We start from the raw sequence: 15,802 nt of genomic DNA on the forward strand, positions 1-15,802 counted from the left end.
GAGGTTTCAGCGTCAATCGGATGTTCTGGAATTTATTTTTAAAATGATGTCATCGCGAGCCCGAAGGGCGTGGCGATCTCTCGAAAACACTGTCCGTAGGAGATTGCTTCGTCGCTAACGCTTCTCGCAATGACATAAGAAGACTCTAGTTGATTTTTTTGGAGGATTGTTTAGGGTCCGCTCCATGAAAAAATGGTTTCTTCTCACGACCAGTTTCTTTCTCTTAAGTGCCGCCACGGTCCAAGCTGCTGACCTCAAACGCGGCGAATATCTTTTTCAAGCCTGTACAGCGTGCCATGGCTCAAAGGCTCAGGGGAATAAAGTTTATGGCGCTCCACAACTTGCTGGACAGAAAGCATGGTATCTCTCCCTGCAACTCAAAAAATTTCAGCAAGGCATACGTGGCGCCCACCACGAAGATGTCTCTGGTTTAAAGATGCGGCCGATGTCGCGATATTTGCGCTCTGACGAAGATATCGAAAATGTTTCGGAATATATGGCAACGCTTTCTCCGCGTTTACCAGCTCAAACGCTTCAAGGTGGGAATGCTGTCAATGGCAAGGTGGCGTATGGGACGTGCGCTGCATGTCATGGCATGGATGCAAAAGGGACGGATACCCTGAAAGCCCCGGACCTGACACATTTGAATGACTGGTACATCTTGACGCAAATTCAGAATTACAAAACAAAAATTCGTGGCGCTCATCCCCGGGATGCTGAAGGTGCGCAAATGGCGCCCATGGCAATGAGTTTGGCAAATGAACAGATGATCAAGGATGTCATTGCGTATATTGAATCACTTCGTTAACAAGAGGAGTTTTTTATGAGTGAACATGAACACATGGACCCACACGGAGTTGCAAAGATAAGCTTTATTGCAACAACCATATCGGTTTTTGTTTGTATCGGGATTGTTATCGTTTTTATTTTTTAAGAAATGAGTGAGCCTTTTCATGATTGAACATTTTCTGCCACAAGCTTCTTCATTTGCGCATGACGTCGATTCTCTTTTTTCGCTCATTACGTATGTTGCTGGTTTTTGGTTTATCGCAGCCGAGCTTGTTATTTTTTACATGCTTTTCCGATTTCGTCGCCGGGATGGAGTAAAAGCTCACTATATTGCCGGGACAAAAAAATCAGAGAAGAAATGGCTCAGTCGTCCTCATTATCTCTTTTTACTCTGCGATATTGTCCTCATTGTTGGAGCTGTTACGGTATGGGGAAAAATTAAACAGAATACGCTACCACCCGCTGATCTCCAAATTCGCGTTATCGGACAGCAGTGGGCATGGACCTTTGTGCACCCTGGAGTTGATGGAAAGCTTGATACTGAAGACGATATCATCACGATTGATGATCTTCATGTGGTGAAAGATAAAACCTATCATTTTCTTCTGGAATCGAAAGATGTGGTCCACAGTTTTTCAGTTCCGGTTTTTCGTTTAAAACAGGATGCGGTTCCAGGTCGTGTGATTACAGGATGGTTTCAGCCCATCCTTACAGGAACGTTTGATATTCAGTGCGCTGAAATGTGTGGTATCGGTCATGGACTTATGGGTGCAAGAATCACGATTGAGACGGAAGCCGATTACATGGCGTGGATGAAGCAACAACCAAAGACAGGGGCGATCGTCGCTGCAAAATAAAAGGATTTTTCTATGAGTCACACGCATCAAAGTTTTTGGAGTAAGTATATTTTCTCGACGGATCATAAAGTGATCGGGATGCAATATTTCTTCACCGGTCTTTTTATGGCAATGATTGGAGTTTTCTTTGTTTATGTCTTTCGCATGCAGCTTGCGTTTCCTGGCCTCTCTATTCCTGGTTGGGGACTTGTCACACCTCATGCCTATAACTCGCTGATTACAAATCACGGAACCATCATGATTTTTTGGGTCGCGATGCCTGTGCTGATCGCTGCTTTTGGAAATTATCTCATTCCGCTCATGATCGGGTGTGATGATATGGTATTCCCGAAAATCAATCGTCTCTCCTATCAGATTTTTTTATTGAGTGCTCTTGTGCTCATCAGTTCCTTTTTCGTTCCAGGTGGTGGTTTTGGTGGCGCATGGACTGCTTACCCTCCGCTTTCTGCGCATGCGAATTACAACATGACTCCTTTTGGTGCCCCGCTGTGGCTGATTGCAGTCGCGCTTGAGTTTGTCGCTTTTCTCCTTGGCGGAATTAATTTTGTCACAACGACGATGAATGCACGCGCCAAGGGAATGAAGATGTATGATATCCCTCTCGTTATCTGGATGATTGTGATCGCAAGTCTTCTCTTTATGGCATCGGTTGGTCCACTGATTGCTGGCGCCATCATGCTTCTCTTTGATCAGCTTCTTGGAACCTCGTTTTATAATGTTCCCGGTGGCGGGGATCCACTTCTCTGGCAACATCTTTTCTGGTTCTTTGGTCATCCTGAAGTTTATGTTGTGCTGCTTCCAGCGATGGGGATTGTTGCAGAAGTCATCACGACGTTTTCGCGCAAAAAACTTTTTGGATATAAAACGATTCTCTATTCCACATTTGTCGTTGGAATCTTAAGTTTCTTTGTCTGGGCGCATCATCAATTTATTGCAGGCATTGATCCTCGCATGGCAAATATTTTTGTGGTAACGACCCTCATCATTTCTGTCCCCATTGCGGAAATGATTTTTTGCTATATGGCGACACTTTGGGGTGGTTCCATTCATTTTACAACGCCTATGCTTTTTGGAATCGCGTTTGTGATGGAGTTTATTATCGGAGGCATCACGGGTCTCTATCTCGGCTCAAGCGGAACTGATATTTATTTTCACGACACCTATTTTGTATTAGCACATTTTCATTATACCTTTGTTCCGATAGCCGTCATTGCGGTATTTGCGGGGATTTACTACTGGTTTCCAAAAATATTTGGCCGCATGATGAATGAAACACTTGGCCACGTTCATTTTTGGGGAACCGTGATTCCGTTTAACTGTATTTTTATTCCCCTCTTTTTACTTGGAATGGCAGGAGATCATCGTCGTATTTATGACTACACCAACTTTCCAGAACTGAATACTGCGGTGCTTCAACATTGGAGAATTTTTGCGACCTATTCTCTCTTGATCATGATTCTTTTTCAGATTCCGTTTATTTATAATTTTGTGACAAGTCTTCGTCGTGGAAAAAAGGCAGGGGCTAATCCCTGGAAGGCAAATACACTTGAATGGGTTGCTCCCTCACCTCCTCCGCATGGAAATTTTGCAACACTCCCTGAAGTGTATCGGGGACCGTATGAATATAGTGTCGAAGGACGAAAAGAAGATTATTGGCCGCAGAATATTCCGGGATAATGACCAGGGAGAATTACCAATAACTGACAGTCAGTTATTGGTAAAGCGAGAGGAGTCAGCAATGAGTTCGCATGTACCTATAGCAACGACGAGATCAGCGAGTGGCATCCCAACAGCGAGACTTGCTGTTTGGTGGGTGATTGCTTCTGAAATTGTAATTTTTGGTGGACTCCTTGCCTGCTATCTTCTTTTTCGTTTGCGTCATGAAAGCTGGATGTATGAAGCTGCTCACACCAATACGGTTGCTGGAGCCTTTAACACTTTTATCCTTTTAACCTCGAGCCTCTTTGTGGTGCTTGCCCATAAAGCCGCTGAAGCGCGCGATACGGTGAGCGCCTATAAATATCTCTGGTATACGATTGGTGGCGGTGGAATTTTTATGATGGTCAAAGCCTATGAATACACGACCGAGATTACGCACGGCTTCACCATGTTCAAGAGTGTTTTTTGGTCTTTTTATTATACGGCGACCGGACTTCACGGTCTTCACGTTCTTGCAGGCATGCTCATTATGGCAATTATTTCTCGCGATGTGAAAAAAGGGGAGAACCTTCACCGCGTTGAAGCGATTGGAATCTATTGGCACTTTGTCGATATCGTCTGGATCTTTCTTTTCCCGTTGCTCTATATCGCGAAGTGAACCAGGGATGAAGGATACATCCCTGGTTCATCCTGAGCTTGTCGAAGGATGAATATTTGGGAATGGAGGTTTTGTGGCAGCAGGTCATACACATGTAAGTTACACGAAAATTTGGATCATCTTGATGGTGCTTTTGTGCGTCAGCATGCTGGGCCCTCTTGTTGGTCTTCCGTGGCTTACGCTTATGACAGCATTTGGGATTGCAGTTGTGAAAGCTCTTTTTGTCGCAGCTCATTTTATGCATCTCAACATTGAAAAGAAATTTGTTTGGTACATTCTTCTTGTGTGTCTCTCTTTTCTTCTCCTTCTCTTTTTCTTCGTTGCTCCAGATGTGATGATGGAACAAGGTCGACATTGGCAGATGTTGAAACATGATTAAGCAACAAACCACCATTCTTCCAAGCGCTGCTCTCGGAATGATCATTTTTATTTTTACGGAAGTGATGCTTTTTGCAGCTTTTATCAGCGCCTATCTTATTGTGAGTGCTGGAGCTCTTGATTGGCCGCCGATCAATCAACCTCGCTTGCCTGCGATGGCGACGGGATTTAACACGGTAGTTCTTTTCTTCAGTGGCATCTTTCTTTTTCTTGCATCGCGTTCATTTTCGCGAGGAGTCGCAGATGAAACGAAAAAGTTTCTCTTTCTGTCGCTCACCGCCGGTCTCTTTTTTGTGCTCTTTCAGGGGGCTGAGTGGGTGAGGCTTATTGGGTATGGACTGACGATGACCTCAAGCGTTTATGGAAGTTTCTTTTATCTTCTTATTGGAGCGCATGGCCTTCATGCGGTTGCCGCAATTCTTCTTTTGTGGGTGATGTATTTCCGTTTTCGAAAAGATCGTTTAACGAGAGAGAGTTTTCTTGCTGCTCAATTTTTTTGGTATTTTGTCGTTGGCGTGTGGCCAATACTCTATGGACTCGTTTACTTTTAAAATTTTCTTTATCTTCTTTTTTCTTTTTACATCAGACGCCTTCGCTTGTCCCGTCTGCTTTTCTGCGAAAGGTGACTCGCTTCATGCTTTTTATCTCAGCACCGTACTCCTCAGTTTTCTTCCCTTAGGAATGATCGGCGGTTTCTTCCTCTGGTATCGTCGACAGATGAAGGAAAATAAAATTTCAAGTTGACAGTTATTATTAAAATATAATAATATCTGTCTACATGAATATTGATGCCAAAATATTATTCGCCTTACAATCCCTTATTCCCCAACATCGGGGAGTTTTTGCCATCAGCGACCTGAACAATCTCTTTTTGACTCGAACAGCTGTTGAGCTTCAACAAAAACTCACCCCATTTTTAAAAGAAAAAATCTTATATCGCATCTGTCGGGGAATTTATGTCACCCAAAATTTTGATCTCGAGTGGCTCTCTCAGAAAATTTGTCCACACTCAGCCATCAGTTTTGGGTCGGTTCTCGCAAAAGAACTCGTGATCGGCTCCATTCCGCAAAAAACAGTTTATGCAGCGAAAAAAGGAAAAACACGCGTTTACAAAACATCCTTGGGACAAGTCGTGCATCTTGGTTTTGCAACTGCGGGTAACAGACTCTGGTTTGGTTATGAAATGACAAAGAATGGCATTCAGTATGCCGATGCGGAAAAAGCTTTTTTAGATACGCTCTATTTTTATCAAAAGGGACATAAATTTGCGTTCAATATCTACTCGGATATTCAGGCGCATCGTCTCGATCAAAAAAAGTTACAACACTATCTTCGACAATATAAAAATCCAAAATTCAAAACATTTGTTCAAGGAGTTTTACATGGATACGATTCAATCTGATGAGGCTCTCCGTATTTTTATCATCAATCATTTAGGGAAAAGCTTGGGAGAACATGCCATTCTCAAAGGTGGGATGGTTTTAAGACTCCTCGATTGCCCGCGTTACACGAATGATCTCGATTATGTTTTCATCCCTTTTAAATCCAAAAGAGAGATACAGCCGCTCATCATGAAGACGCTTGGTGAACTCGAGGGAGTCGAAGTGAAACATCGTTTTCATTCGACGAATGTTCAGTTTGATGTGATGTTAAAAAACAGGTTTGGCACATTCAAAACACAGATTGAAGCTAATGTTGCCGATACATGTGCTGCGCAAGCAATGACGACGGGTGATGTTGCCTTACAATTTCAGCAAGCCCCTCAAATCATTCGTGTGATGCGATTTGACGTGATGTTAGCGCATAAGCTTGCAGCGTGGAACGAGCGCCGACTCATGCGCGATTTGTACGATGCCTATTTTATTTTTAAACATTTGAATGTATCGCCTCATTTGGATGTGCTGCGTCTTCGTCTTGAAGATATCCATTATGCGAAATCGATCTCTGGAAAATCGCTTCCCAAAAAAATGAGTCTTGAGAAATTCTGGAAGCTCCTCGCTTCTGAGTTGAAAACACTTACCGATGCAGATCTCGAACATGAACTGAGAGATTCTTTGGAGGAGCATCAACTGTTAGGTCTTGATCATAAAATAAGAATTGTGCTGACGCAGATGATGGAACAAATATAAAGAAGTGGCATCTTTCTGGAGCAGATTTAGAGATTTATTTCGTAACGTGTACTTCGGCCGCTTCCCGTGGCAAGAAGTGCTCCGATTTTTTCTAAGTGTTGAAGATCGCGTGTCGCGGTTGCTTTTGAGATTTTGGTAAGGCTCGCATATTTTCGCGCTGTCATTCCTCCTTCAAATCCAGAAGGACCTTCTTTCAACATACGGCGAATGACTTTGAGTTGGCGTTCACTTAGCTGATCTTTGTAACGATCGAAATATTCTGCTTTGTGAAAAACAAATTCGATTGTTTTTTCAGCATCTTCCTGCGCTAAGATAATGGTGTTTACAAAATAAAAAATCCATTCCGTAATTTCATTAGATCGCTGCGCTTTTTCGAGAGCTGCATAGTAATCCTTTTTATGAGCTTCAATTGTCTTCGAGAAACTTAAAAGTATGGGTCGTCCCAACCCCTGTGAAAGAGCTTTCTCAGCAAGAGCGCGTCCGATTCTCCCATTTCCATCATCAAAAGGATGAATGCTTTCAAAATAGAGATGTGTGATGGCTGCACGAACTGGACCGACTTGATCTGCTTCATTGAACCAGTGGATGAAACGTTCCATTTCGTGAGGAACGTTTTTTGCTGGTGGCGCTTCAAAATGAACTTTCCACTTTCCCACAGAACCGGAAACGACTTGCATAGGCTCCGGATCTTTTCGCCATCCTCCAATGATCAGTTTTTCGTGGCGGTGACCTTGCATCAACATACGGTGCCAATGAAAAAGGGTGGCTTGAGTGAGAGGCTTTGAGAAAGACTGACGAACCGCAATAAGAAGTTCAGCAATCCCTTCTGCTCGTTTATCGCTCACTTTTTCTGGAGATGGATTCAAACCCAATTGATTGCGCAGCGAAGAGACGACATCTGCCCGACGTAAATATTCCCCTTCAATCTCTGAGGTTTTGATCGCTTCATCGAGCATGAAATCGATGAGAGTCTCTTGTTGCATGTTTTCGGGTAAGCCCCGCAGAAGGCCGCTGACAGTTCCAGTCTTTTCAGCAAAAGTGAATAAAAGCTCTTGAATATCAGGAAGTTGATAGCGAAGATGGGGCCAATCCGGAAGTTGCCAATTGTATTTCATGAGCCGATTATGAACATTAATCGGCTCATAATCAAGAAAAATTTGAGCCGATTAAATCGGCTTATTGGCTCCTTGGTTTTCTTTCAACCATACTTTTACAAGAGATCGAGTGCGGCGACAGCGCGGGCAATGGGATCTTTGATGGCTTTCAAATAACTGGGATCACTAAGAGTTAATTCGGGTAAACCTTGAGAAGAGATCGTAATGCTTGTCAGATTTTTCTTCTCGGTTTGAATGACAAGTGTATAAAAACGATTATTCACTGCATGGAGAGAAAGCGTCGCTCTCTTGTTTGGAAGGTCTGAGGTTGGTGACAAAAGTTGTGGTATTTCTCTTTGCAGAGCACTTCGAACCTGTACCTTTATTGCTGACGCAATATTTTTTCCTTCTTGAAGCGTTTCAAGAGCGATCCGGAAAAGTGGATTCCCGCGCTCGAGAACTACGGGTTCATACAAAGATGCAGAACATGCTTGATAGACTTCAGGCATGTCATTCGTTCCATGACGTACAATACAACTCTCGCCTCTATGGATTGAAATTTCGCGGTCATTTCCAGTGCTATAGATACGGCTGATTGAATCTAATGTTCCATCAACGGAGTTTGAACAGACAGTCATAGCTCCTCCTTTGATCAGGTGTTTCGTTCAATTCAATATCGGCGAGGCGAAGAACAAGTTGCTTTCTCTTTTAACTCCCCTTTTCAACGAGAAGTTCAAGAGCGAATTCAATGGGAAGCATTTCCTTTGGTCCTTTGGGGAGCTTATCAAGACCGCTGGCTGCAAGGGTTTGAGGTGTCTCTTTGGGAGCCTTAGAGTCAAATGTGCGGACGAAATGCGCAAGCGCCCAACGATCTTTTATCGGAAGCGTTACGAAAGAGGCCATCCCAGTTCCAGGGCTTCCTTCGGTAATCGTCATAAAAATCTGAGAGGGGGCGCCACCTTTTGTCCATTCACCTGAGGTAAAGTTGCGAGGAGGAGGACTCAACATTTTTCCTGCAATACCATCTCCTCTCCCACTTGTGCCATGACAAGAGGCGCAGTTTTGCACAAAGAGTTCCTGGCCGTGAGCAATGAGTTCGGGTGTTGATTGTCGAAAGGGAGTATCATCTACAATCATTTCCTGCGCAGCAGTTTTTGTAGCGGCTTCTGCTGCTTCTTTGGCCTCGAGTTCAGCATGCAATTTTTCTGCATCGTGTTTCGATTTTGAATAAGTGAACGAGAGCGAGACCACAAAAAAAAGAAGCGTTGCAATAATGACTTTTGTTGAAGGTTCTTTTGATAAATTCATAACCCTACCATCCTATTGATGAAGATGAAGTCCTTCTGCAAGATAAGGATCTTTTACAGCAACCGGAGAAACTCGAGTAAAGAAACTTCCAACACTCAAGAAAAAGAGCCCCGCAAATCCGATAAAGAGACCAATCTCAATCCATCCGAAAACAGGTGCATCAAAGAAGGTCGGAAACACAAGCCAGTAGATATCAATCCACTGCGCACAGAAAATCCAGATCGCTGCAGCAAGTAAAATATTTTGGTTTCGTTTTGCTTTGCGCGAAATGAGCGTAAAGAAAGGAACGACAAATTTTATGGCAATGAAGCAGAACGAAAAGATTTTCCAGGAACCGGTCACGCGGGGAATCATATACATAGTTTCTTCCGGGAGATTTGCGTACCAGATGAGCATAAATTGTGAAAAGGCGATGTAGGCCCAAAAAACCAGAAATGCAAAAAGGAGTTTTCCTAAATCGTGGTAGTGATTTTCATTGATGACCTCTCGTAAATATCCGGCTTTATGGAGGAGGATGACGATGATGGTCATCATGGAAAGACCGCTCAGAAAAAGAATCGCCCAACAGTAGATTCCAAAAATCGTACTAAACCAATGTGGAGAGAGGGACATCATCAGATCAAAACTGATGAAGGAAAATCCCCACGCAAAGACGAGCAAAAAGGGAGCCGCAATTTTGGTGTTGAGTTTCGTAAGATGCGGATCGCCCGTGATATCTTGGCGAAGCGAATTTTTGGTCATCCAATATCCAGTTCCAAAAGCGAAAAGATAAAAGAGAATCTGACGAAGCGCAAAAAAGGTTTCATTGAGATAAGGTTTTTTCAGAGTTAACAGGTGATCCGTGGCAACGACATCGTGATGGGTCCATTCGTAGAGATGATGCAATCCTCCAAATGCCAAAACCAAGAAAAGAAGAAAAGAAACCGGGAGATAGGCAAGAAAAGTTTCCGGAATACGGCGAATGGAAGCAGACCAGCTCGAAGCGGTAATATGCTGGAGTGCCACAAAGAAGACTCCCGCCACGCTCACACAAAGCCAGAAATAATACTCAAGGAGAAAGTTTGCCCATGCACGCTGTGCGTCGACACTCAGCCCAATGGCGAATGTAATGATGCCGATGGCGATAGCAATCATCAAGACGATACGGCTCTTTTTGGGCCACATGATTTTTTGTAATTCAATATTCATTATATTTATATCCTTCTTGAATCTTTATGTATGATGGTCATCCCTGCGAAGGCAGGGATCCAGAAGCTTGTCCCCACGAAGGTGGGGATCTGGCTGGATTCCCGCCTACGCGGGAATGACAGACTACTATTTCGGTCCCTCAAGTTCTTCATTCAACTTTTTCAAATCTTCTTCACGAGGATTATTTGCTCGCTGAAGAACGCGAATATAATTTACAATTGCCCATCGATCCTGCGGACTCATCTGGGTTGCATACGAAGGCATCAAGTTTTGTCCGACCATCATGGTGTGGAAAATTTCTCCATCGGCCCACTGCATGATTTTTTCAGAGGTGAGAGAGGGAGGTCGTGGAAATTTCGGAACAATGGTGCCATCTCCGAGTCCCCGCTCACCGTGGCAGACAATGCAATAGGTGCTAAAGGCTTTTTGGCCTTTGAGTAAATTTTCTTTTGTTTTCGGAAACGGATTTTTTAAGTTCACAGCAGCAATGGATCCCTCGCCAAGTTTATAGGGATAAGGCGCAAATCCTTGTGGAATCGTCCCTGCCACAGGTGTGCGCATCGGTGCTTCTTGCGCTTTGACTGAACGCGAGTCCATCATGTTCGGCATGTATTCATAGGTCGGTTTGTTATGCCCGTCACAGGCAATACAAAAAAAGAAAAAGCTCAAAATACAAAATCGTGCTGCAGACCAAAAGGTGCCTGACATCTTCATGTCATCGCAAGCCCGAAGGGCGTGGCGCTCTCCCGGAAAGACTGTTTGCAGGAGATTGCTTCGTCGCCCCCAAAGATATGTGAGGGGCTCCTCGCAATGACATACGAGAGCTTTGAAAACACGCTCAAAGATGCCAGACACCTTTTGGCTCTCGACGCTAAACAATTGTCCTCATTTCTTCAGCATTCGAATCTTTCAATACATCGTGAATGGCCGCTGCATCAAAGCGAATGTCACGTTCATCAATAAAAAGTCCAAAGCGATCGTTGCTAAATCTCAGATCAAGTACTGGCTGACGAAAATCTTTGAGAAGCGTCATGACAATCATCATCAAAGCGGTGGTGACACCACTTGTCAGCACCATGAACTCAAAGGTGATCGGAATAAATGCAGGCCATGAGAGAGGCGGTTTTCCGCCGACATTAACAGGCCATGAAATCGTCAGTGCCCACAGTTGAAACGAGAAAGCGAGAGCTGTTCCGGTGAGCGCGACAACAAAGGTAATGTAGGGAATCCAGGAACGTGAAAGGCCCATGACCTCTTCAAGCCCATGTACGGGAAAGGGCGAATAGACGTCGATTTTTTTGATGCGAAGACTGCGAATCTTCTTCACGGCAGAGAGAAGATCTTCAGGATGTGTAAAAATGGCGAGGATTCCTTTTTTCATTTCTTCTTCACCTTCAACACTGCTTTGACTTCAAACATACAAATCATCGGAAGGACTCGGCAGAAGATGAGAAAGAGAGAGAAGAAGAGTCCAAAACTTCCGATGAGAAATCCGATTTCATAAATCGTGGGTTTATAATAATCCCAACTCGACGGGAGAAAATCGCGATGCAGTCCCGTGACAATAATCACAAAGCGCTCAAACCACATGCCGATGTTGATAAAAATAGAAGCGACAAACATTACCGCAATATTGCGACGTATCTTTTTAAACCAGAAAATTTGAGGGACAAGAACGTTGCAGGTCATCATGGTCCAATACGCCCACGCAAAAGGACCGGAAACGCGATTGAGAAAAACAAATCGTTCATAGAGATTGCCGCTGTACCACGCGATGAAAAGTTCGGTGATATACGCATAGCCAACCATCATTCCCGTCAGCAACATAATCTTGTTCATCTTTTCCAGATGATCAACAGTGATGTAATTTTTAAAATTGAGCACTTCGCGTGCAATGATGAGAAGGGTCATGACCATGGCAAAACCAGAGAAAATCGCACCCGCAACAAAGTACGGAGGAAAAATGGTGGTGTGCCAACCAGGAAGAATAGAAACGGCAAAATCGAAACTGACAACCGAGTGGACGGAGAGAACGAGCGGGGTTGAGAGTCCTGCGAGAAGCATATAGACCATTTCGTAGTGAACCCATCGACGCGCAGAGCCTCTCCAACCGAGAGAGAGAACACCGTAAACGAGTTTTCGTATTTTATGTTTCGCGCGATCTCGTGCGGTGGCGAGATCCGGAACAAGACCCAAATACCAGAAGAGAAGTGAAATCGTAAAATAGGTCGAGAAGGCAAAGACATCCCACAGCAGTGGCGAATTAAAATTGACCCAAAGCTGACGCTGATTCGGATAGGGAAGGAGCCAAAACATCGCATACCAAGGACGCCCCGTGTGCAGAAATGGAAAGAGAAGAGCGGTCATGACGGCGAAAATCGTCATAGCTTCCGCAGAACGATTGATCGCGGTTCGCCATTTTTGACGAAAGAGAAAAAGGATTGCGGAGATTAACGTTCCTGCATGTCCGATGCCGATCCAGAAAACCATGTTCGTGATATCCCATGCCCAACCGACCGGTTGTTTCAGTCCCCAAACGCCGATGCCGCGACGCACGAGTTCCACAACGACGACCACTCCGAAAAGGAGCATGCTCATCGTGATGCTAAAAAGGATCCACCATCGTTTGGTCGGAAAACTTTCGAATGGTGTGCAGACATCTTCCGTAACGTCTGCATACGTTTTATTTCCGGTGACGAGTTCAGGTCGTACGATTTTGTTTCCCACAATATCCATTACGCTTTATTCCTTATCTTCGATAAATACGTCACCGATGGACGCGTATTGAGATCTGCAAGCACATGATATCCCCGTTTCGATGCCGCTCGTTTTGAAACTTCGCTCTTTGGATCATTTAAATTTCCAAAGACAATCGCTTGCGCCGGACAGCTTTGCTGACACGCGGTCTGAATTTCACCGTCTTTAAGCTCTCGGCCTTCAAGCTTTGCCTCGTGACGCTTTTCCTGAACGCGCTGAATACAAAACGTACATTTTTCCATGACTCCGCGCGTACGAACTGTCACATCGGGATTGAGCGCAAGCTGTTGCGGTTCTTCAAAATTTTCACTGTACTCAAAGAAATTAAATCGACGGACTTTGTAAGGACAATTATTGGAACAATATCTCGTTCCCACGCAACGATTATAGGTCATCATATTCAGACCATCATCGCTGTGGAATGTTGCAAGGACCGGGCAAACTGTTTCACACGGAGCATTTTCACACTGCTGACAGAGCATCGGTTGATGGACTACTTCTGGGTTGTGTGCATCGCCACTATAATAACGGTCGATGCGTAACCAGTGCATTTCACGCCCTCGTAGTACTTGATCTTTGCCGACGACCGGCACATTGTTTTCCGCCTGACATGCAACGACACAGGCATTGCATCCGGTACACGCAGTCATGTCGATCGCCATCCCCCAACGCTCTTTCGGATATTCGCGCTCTTTCCACATGGTGAGCAGATGCGGGTGTTCGATCCCAGAAGAGGGATCTTTTTGAAATTCTTCCCATGTTGCTTCAAAGACAATCGGACGATTTTCAATGTTGTGATGTCCTTGTGTGACCGCAAGATCGACTTTTTTTCCGGTGGTTGTAATATTGACATCGATTCCATTCCACTGAAGAGCGGAGCTCTCTCCTTTTTGAAAGGGATAGACATTCACGCCTGTTCCACCACCAATACTTCCGCCAAATGATTGTCCATAACCAACGGAAACCATCATCGTTGATGGAGAGAGTTTAGGTTGAATGTGGACAGGAAGTTTCGCTTTCATTTCTCCTGCTTCAATTTCAATCACTTCACCTTGAGAGATCCCCATTCTCTCTGCTGTTGCGGGTGAAAGAGAGAGATAGTTCTCCCACGTGATTTTTGAAAGGGGATCAGGAAGTTCTTGGAGCCAGCTGTTATTGACATAACGACCATCAAAGATGGCGAGCGAAGGAACAAGTGCCAGTGTCAGTGTTGCTCCAGGCTTTGGCATTTCTGGAAATCCACTGAGCGCAGACGACGAAAAATTTCGCGAAGATGAACGTACGTCATGACGATTGCTAACATGATCGACAAATCCTTCATGTAACGCCTTCTCCCAGAAACGAGCAAAACTCTCGGAGCTGCGATGGACATTTTTTTGCCACCACGTTTGAAGATAACTGTACCAATTTTTCGCATTCATCGCGCCCCATCTGATCAGCGAATCCTGAAAAGAGCGATTCTGATACAGAGGTGAAATCACCGGCTGAGCAATGCTGTAGAGCCCTTTTGCCGGCTCTGCATCGTTCCACATTTCAAGCGCATGCGTCATCGGAGCGCTCTGCGTCGTGGCCGCTTGCGTGGTTTCTGTTTTCTTGTCTGAGCAGTCAATCACAAGAGGAACTTGTTTGAGGGCGTCTGCAAATCCTAGTGTTTGAGGTAAAACAAATGCCGGATTAAAACTCGCCAGAATCACGGCGCCAACTTTTTCTTGTTTCATTTCTTCGACAAGTTTTACGATGTCACGATACGAACTCGACGTTGTTGCTGTTGCTGTGTCCCAATCAATCGTCGCGCCGTCATTCATGAGCGCGCTGTTGAGAAGATTGAGGACAATCTGAAGTTCTCTTCCATATTTTCCATGCACAGGGCCGCCGAGCAGGAGCGACTTGCCGCGCGATTTCCACAGTTGCGTTGCCAGATGTTGCAGCTGCGCTGTTTCAAGTTTCAATGTTTTTGCAACGCGTTCGATGCTGTAGTTGCGTAAAACTTCAGTAATGATCGGATTTCCAGCATAAGCAGATTTTCCACCACGTACGATCAGTTCGTGTGCCAGTGCCAGCGCCACAAAAAGTTCATCGCCAGCAGCAACAGGGATATATTCATCAGCATTCGTCCCTGAAAGAGAAAGCGCTGCTTCAATTGCGACAAATCGGAGCATCTTGCCTTCATCAACTCGACGAGCTTTGGAAAACTGACGCGCAAACTCAACAGGTGAAATCCACGTTCCCAGAAAATCGGCGCCAAAAGAGACGAGTAGCTCCGCTCGATCGAGTCGATACTGCGGGAGTTTGCGCTCTCCAAAACTGACGCTATTTGCTTCCAGAAGCTCTTCAGGAAAAAGAGGACTATACGCTATATGCAATCCGCGATAAGGAATTAAAAACTCGTCGATCAACGCTTTCGTGCTCGGGCTCACGATGGGATCAGTGAAGATCACCACTTTTTTACTGCTCTCTTTCAGTTTTTGAAGTTCTCCCTGAATGCTGCGATCGAGCAGCTCCCATGTGGTCGCGGTATATTCGCCAGATCGTCGATCAACCGCTGCCGGTTCGCGAAGTCGATCGGGATCGTACAGATTTAAGAGGGAGGCTTGTCCGCGAGCACAGAGTCCACCCCCACTTAAAGGATGTTTTTTATTTCCTTCGATTTTGATTGGTCGACCTTCACGCGTTTTAATGAGCGTTCCACACGCTGCGCTGCATTCGCCACATGTGGACGCATACCAATTCGCAATGCCGGGGGTGATCTCTTCGGGCTTATGAACATACGGAATAATTTTTTCGACCGGACGACGCGAACAGCTGATCGATGCAGCAAGAGCACTTGCGCCCATGAGTTTGAGAAACGTGCGTCGTTCCATGGAGGTCGCTTCTTGTTTCATCGGAGGAGCGACAAATTCTTTTCCAGGGGTTGTCTGAAAATCAGCAATCTGTTGTAACTCTTCGATGCTGCCCCAGTATGCTTTGGTGTTCATCTGTTCCATA

General features: G+C 44.9%; 16 protein-coding genes. 8 read left to right on the top strand and 8 right to left on the bottom strand.

Features of this window, described 5'->3' with window-relative positions:
* Nucleotides 1-184: 184 nt before the first annotated feature.
* The 8 genes from A3C46_08290 to A3C46_08325 all read left to right on the top strand — a co-directional run bounded on the left by A3C46_08290 (nucleotide 185) and on the right by A3C46_08325 (nucleotide 6,470).
* Complete coding sequence (locus A3C46_08290) at nucleotides 185-808, top strand: hypothetical protein (protein ID OGQ21380.1); 624 nt, start codon at nucleotides 185-187, stop codon at nucleotides 806-808.
* Nucleotides 809-953: 145 nt separating this feature from the next.
* Complete coding sequence (locus A3C46_08295) at nucleotides 954-1,646, top strand: cytochrome C oxidase subunit II (protein ID OGQ21381.1); 693 nt, start codon at nucleotides 954-956, stop codon at nucleotides 1,644-1,646.
* Nucleotides 1,647-1,658: 12 nt separating this feature from the next.
* Nucleotides 1,659-3,323, top strand: coding sequence for a cytochrome c oxidase subunit I (locus A3C46_08300; protein OGQ21382.1), 1,665 nt, complete (start codon nucleotides 1,659-1,661; stop codon nucleotides 3,321-3,323).
* A gap of 61 nt (nucleotides 3,324-3,384) precedes the next feature.
* Complete coding sequence (locus A3C46_08305; GenBank protein ID OGQ21383.1) at nucleotides 3,385-3,963, top strand: cytochrome oxidase subunit III; 579 nt, start codon at nucleotides 3,385-3,387, stop codon at nucleotides 3,961-3,963.
* A gap of 73 nt (nucleotides 3,964-4,036) precedes the next feature.
* The gene (locus A3C46_08310) at nucleotides 4,037-4,342 is read left to right on the top strand and encodes a caa(3)-type oxidase subunit IV (GenBank protein ID OGQ21384.1); all 306 of its coding nucleotides are present in this window, start codon (nucleotides 4,037-4,039) and stop codon (nucleotides 4,340-4,342) included.
* Entirely contained in the window at nucleotides 4,335-4,892 is a 558-nt protein-coding gene (locus A3C46_08315; protein OGQ21385.1) for a hypothetical protein, read from the top strand. The genes A3C46_08310 and A3C46_08315 overlap by 8 nt, the downstream gene beginning before the upstream one ends.
* Before the next feature lie 227 nt (nucleotides 4,893-5,119).
* The gene (locus A3C46_08320) at nucleotides 5,120-5,743 is read left to right on the top strand and encodes a hypothetical protein (GenBank protein ID OGQ21386.1); all 624 of its coding nucleotides are present in this window, start codon (nucleotides 5,120-5,122) and stop codon (nucleotides 5,741-5,743) included.
* Nucleotides 5,724-6,470: a hypothetical protein gene (locus tag A3C46_08325; GenBank protein ID OGQ21387.1), complete on the top strand. Its 747-nt coding sequence runs from the start codon at nucleotides 5,724-5,726 to the stop codon at nucleotides 6,468-6,470. The genes A3C46_08320 and A3C46_08325 overlap by 20 nt, the downstream gene beginning before the upstream one ends.
* Before the next feature lie 26 nt (nucleotides 6,471-6,496).
* On the opposite strand, the gene A3C46_08330 is transcribed toward A3C46_08325, so the two are convergent.
* The 8 genes from A3C46_08330 to A3C46_08365 all read right to left on the bottom strand — a co-directional run bounded on the left by A3C46_08330 (nucleotide 6,497) and on the right by A3C46_08365 (nucleotide 15,801).
* The gene (locus A3C46_08330) at nucleotides 6,497-7,585 is read right to left on the bottom strand and encodes a cell filamentation protein Fic (protein ID OGQ21388.1); all 1,089 of its coding nucleotides are present in this window, start codon (nucleotides 7,583-7,585) and stop codon (nucleotides 6,497-6,499) included.
* A 95-nt stretch (nucleotides 7,586-7,680) separates the two neighbouring features.
* The gene (locus A3C46_08335; GenBank protein OGQ21389.1) at nucleotides 7,681-8,202 is read right to left on the bottom strand and encodes a hypothetical protein; all 522 of its coding nucleotides are present in this window, start codon (nucleotides 8,200-8,202) and stop codon (nucleotides 7,681-7,683) included.
* Nucleotides 8,203-8,272: 70 nt separating this feature from the next.
* Nucleotides 8,273-8,872, bottom strand: a complete 600-nt coding sequence (locus tag A3C46_08340) for a hypothetical protein (GenBank protein OGQ21390.1) — start codon at nucleotides 8,870-8,872, stop codon at nucleotides 8,273-8,275.
* 12 nt (nucleotides 8,873-8,884) lie between these two features.
* Nucleotides 8,885-10,060, bottom strand: coding sequence for a hypothetical protein (locus tag A3C46_08345; protein ID OGQ21391.1), 1,176 nt, complete (start codon nucleotides 10,058-10,060; stop codon nucleotides 8,885-8,887).
* A gap of 126 nt (nucleotides 10,061-10,186) precedes the next feature.
* The gene (locus tag A3C46_08350; GenBank protein ID OGQ21392.1) at nucleotides 10,187-10,939 is read right to left on the bottom strand and encodes a hypothetical protein; all 753 of its coding nucleotides are present in this window, start codon (nucleotides 10,937-10,939) and stop codon (nucleotides 10,187-10,189) included.
* A complete protein-coding gene (locus A3C46_08355; GenBank protein OGQ21393.1) occupies nucleotides 10,932-11,441 on the bottom strand; it encodes a hypothetical protein in 510 nt (169 codons plus the stop codon). The genes A3C46_08350 and A3C46_08355 overlap by 8 nt, the downstream gene beginning before the upstream one ends.
* Complete coding sequence (locus tag A3C46_08360; GenBank protein OGQ21394.1) at nucleotides 11,438-12,796, bottom strand: hydrogenase; 1,359 nt, start codon at nucleotides 12,794-12,796, stop codon at nucleotides 11,438-11,440. The genes A3C46_08355 and A3C46_08360 overlap by 4 nt, the downstream gene beginning before the upstream one ends.
* Nucleotides 12,796-15,801 carry a hypothetical protein gene (locus tag A3C46_08365; protein ID OGQ21395.1) on the bottom strand — a complete coding sequence of 1,002 codons (3,006 nt, stop codon included), beginning with the start codon at nucleotides 15,799-15,801 and terminating at the stop codon, nucleotides 12,796-12,798. Before A3C46_08365 ends, A3C46_08360 begins: the two co-directional genes overlap by 1 nt.
* Nucleotide 15,802: the final 1 nt, after the last annotated feature.

This window comes from Deltaproteobacteria bacterium RIFCSPHIGHO2_02_FULL_44_16 (assembly GCA_001798185.1).
GTDB lineage: Bacteria > UBA10199 > UBA10199 > 2-02-FULL-44-16 > 2-02-FULL-44-16 > 2-02-FULL-44-16.

What these genes read in the sequence shown, in the direction of transcription:
- A3C46_08290 (OGQ21380.1), top strand. Translation starts at nt 185, where the DNA reads ATGAAAAAATGGTTTCTTCTCACGACCAGTTTCTTTCTCTTAAGTGCC.
- A3C46_08295 (OGQ21381.1), top strand. Translation starts at nt 954, where the DNA reads ATGATTGAACATTTTCTGCCACAAGCTTCTTCATTTGCGCATGACGTC.
- A3C46_08300 (OGQ21382.1), top strand. Translation starts at nt 1,659, where the DNA reads ATGAGTCACACGCATCAAAGTTTTTGGAGTAAGTATATTTTCTCGACG.
- A3C46_08305 (OGQ21383.1), top strand. Translation starts at nt 3,385, where the DNA reads ATGAGTTCGCATGTACCTATAGCAACGACGAGATCAGCGAGTGGCATC.
- A3C46_08315 (OGQ21385.1), top strand. Translation starts at nt 4,335, where the DNA reads ATGATTAAGCAACAAACCACCATTCTTCCAAGCGCTGCTCTCGGAATG.
- A3C46_08320 (OGQ21386.1), top strand. Translation starts at nt 5,120, where the DNA reads ATGAATATTGATGCCAAAATATTATTCGCCTTACAATCCCTTATTCCC.
- A3C46_08325 (OGQ21387.1), top strand. Translation starts at nt 5,724, where the DNA reads ATGGATACGATTCAATCTGATGAGGCTCTCCGTATTTTTATCATCAAT.
- A3C46_08330 (OGQ21388.1), bottom strand. Translation starts at nt 7,585, where the DNA reads ATGAAATACAATTGGCAACTTCCGGATTGGCCCCATCTTCGCTATCAA.
- A3C46_08335 (OGQ21389.1), bottom strand. Translation starts at nt 8,202, where the DNA reads ATGACTGTCTGTTCAAACTCCGTTGATGGAACATTAGATTCAATCAGC.
- A3C46_08340 (OGQ21390.1), bottom strand. Translation starts at nt 8,872, where the DNA reads ATGAATTTATCAAAAGAACCTTCAACAAAAGTCATTATTGCAACGCTT.
- A3C46_08345 (OGQ21391.1), bottom strand. Translation starts at nt 10,060, where the DNA reads ATGAATATTGAATTACAAAAAATCATGTGGCCCAAAAAGAGCCGTATC.
- A3C46_08355 (OGQ21393.1), bottom strand. Translation starts at nt 11,441, where the DNA reads ATGAAAAAAGGAATCCTCGCCATTTTTACACATCCTGAAGATCTTCTC.
- A3C46_08360 (OGQ21394.1), bottom strand. Translation starts at nt 12,796, where the DNA reads ATGGATATTGTGGGAAACAAAATCGTACGACCTGAACTCGTCACCGGA.
- A3C46_08365 (OGQ21395.1), bottom strand. Translation starts at nt 15,801, where the DNA reads ATGGAACAGATGAACACCAAAGCATACTGGGGCAGCATCGAAGAGTTA.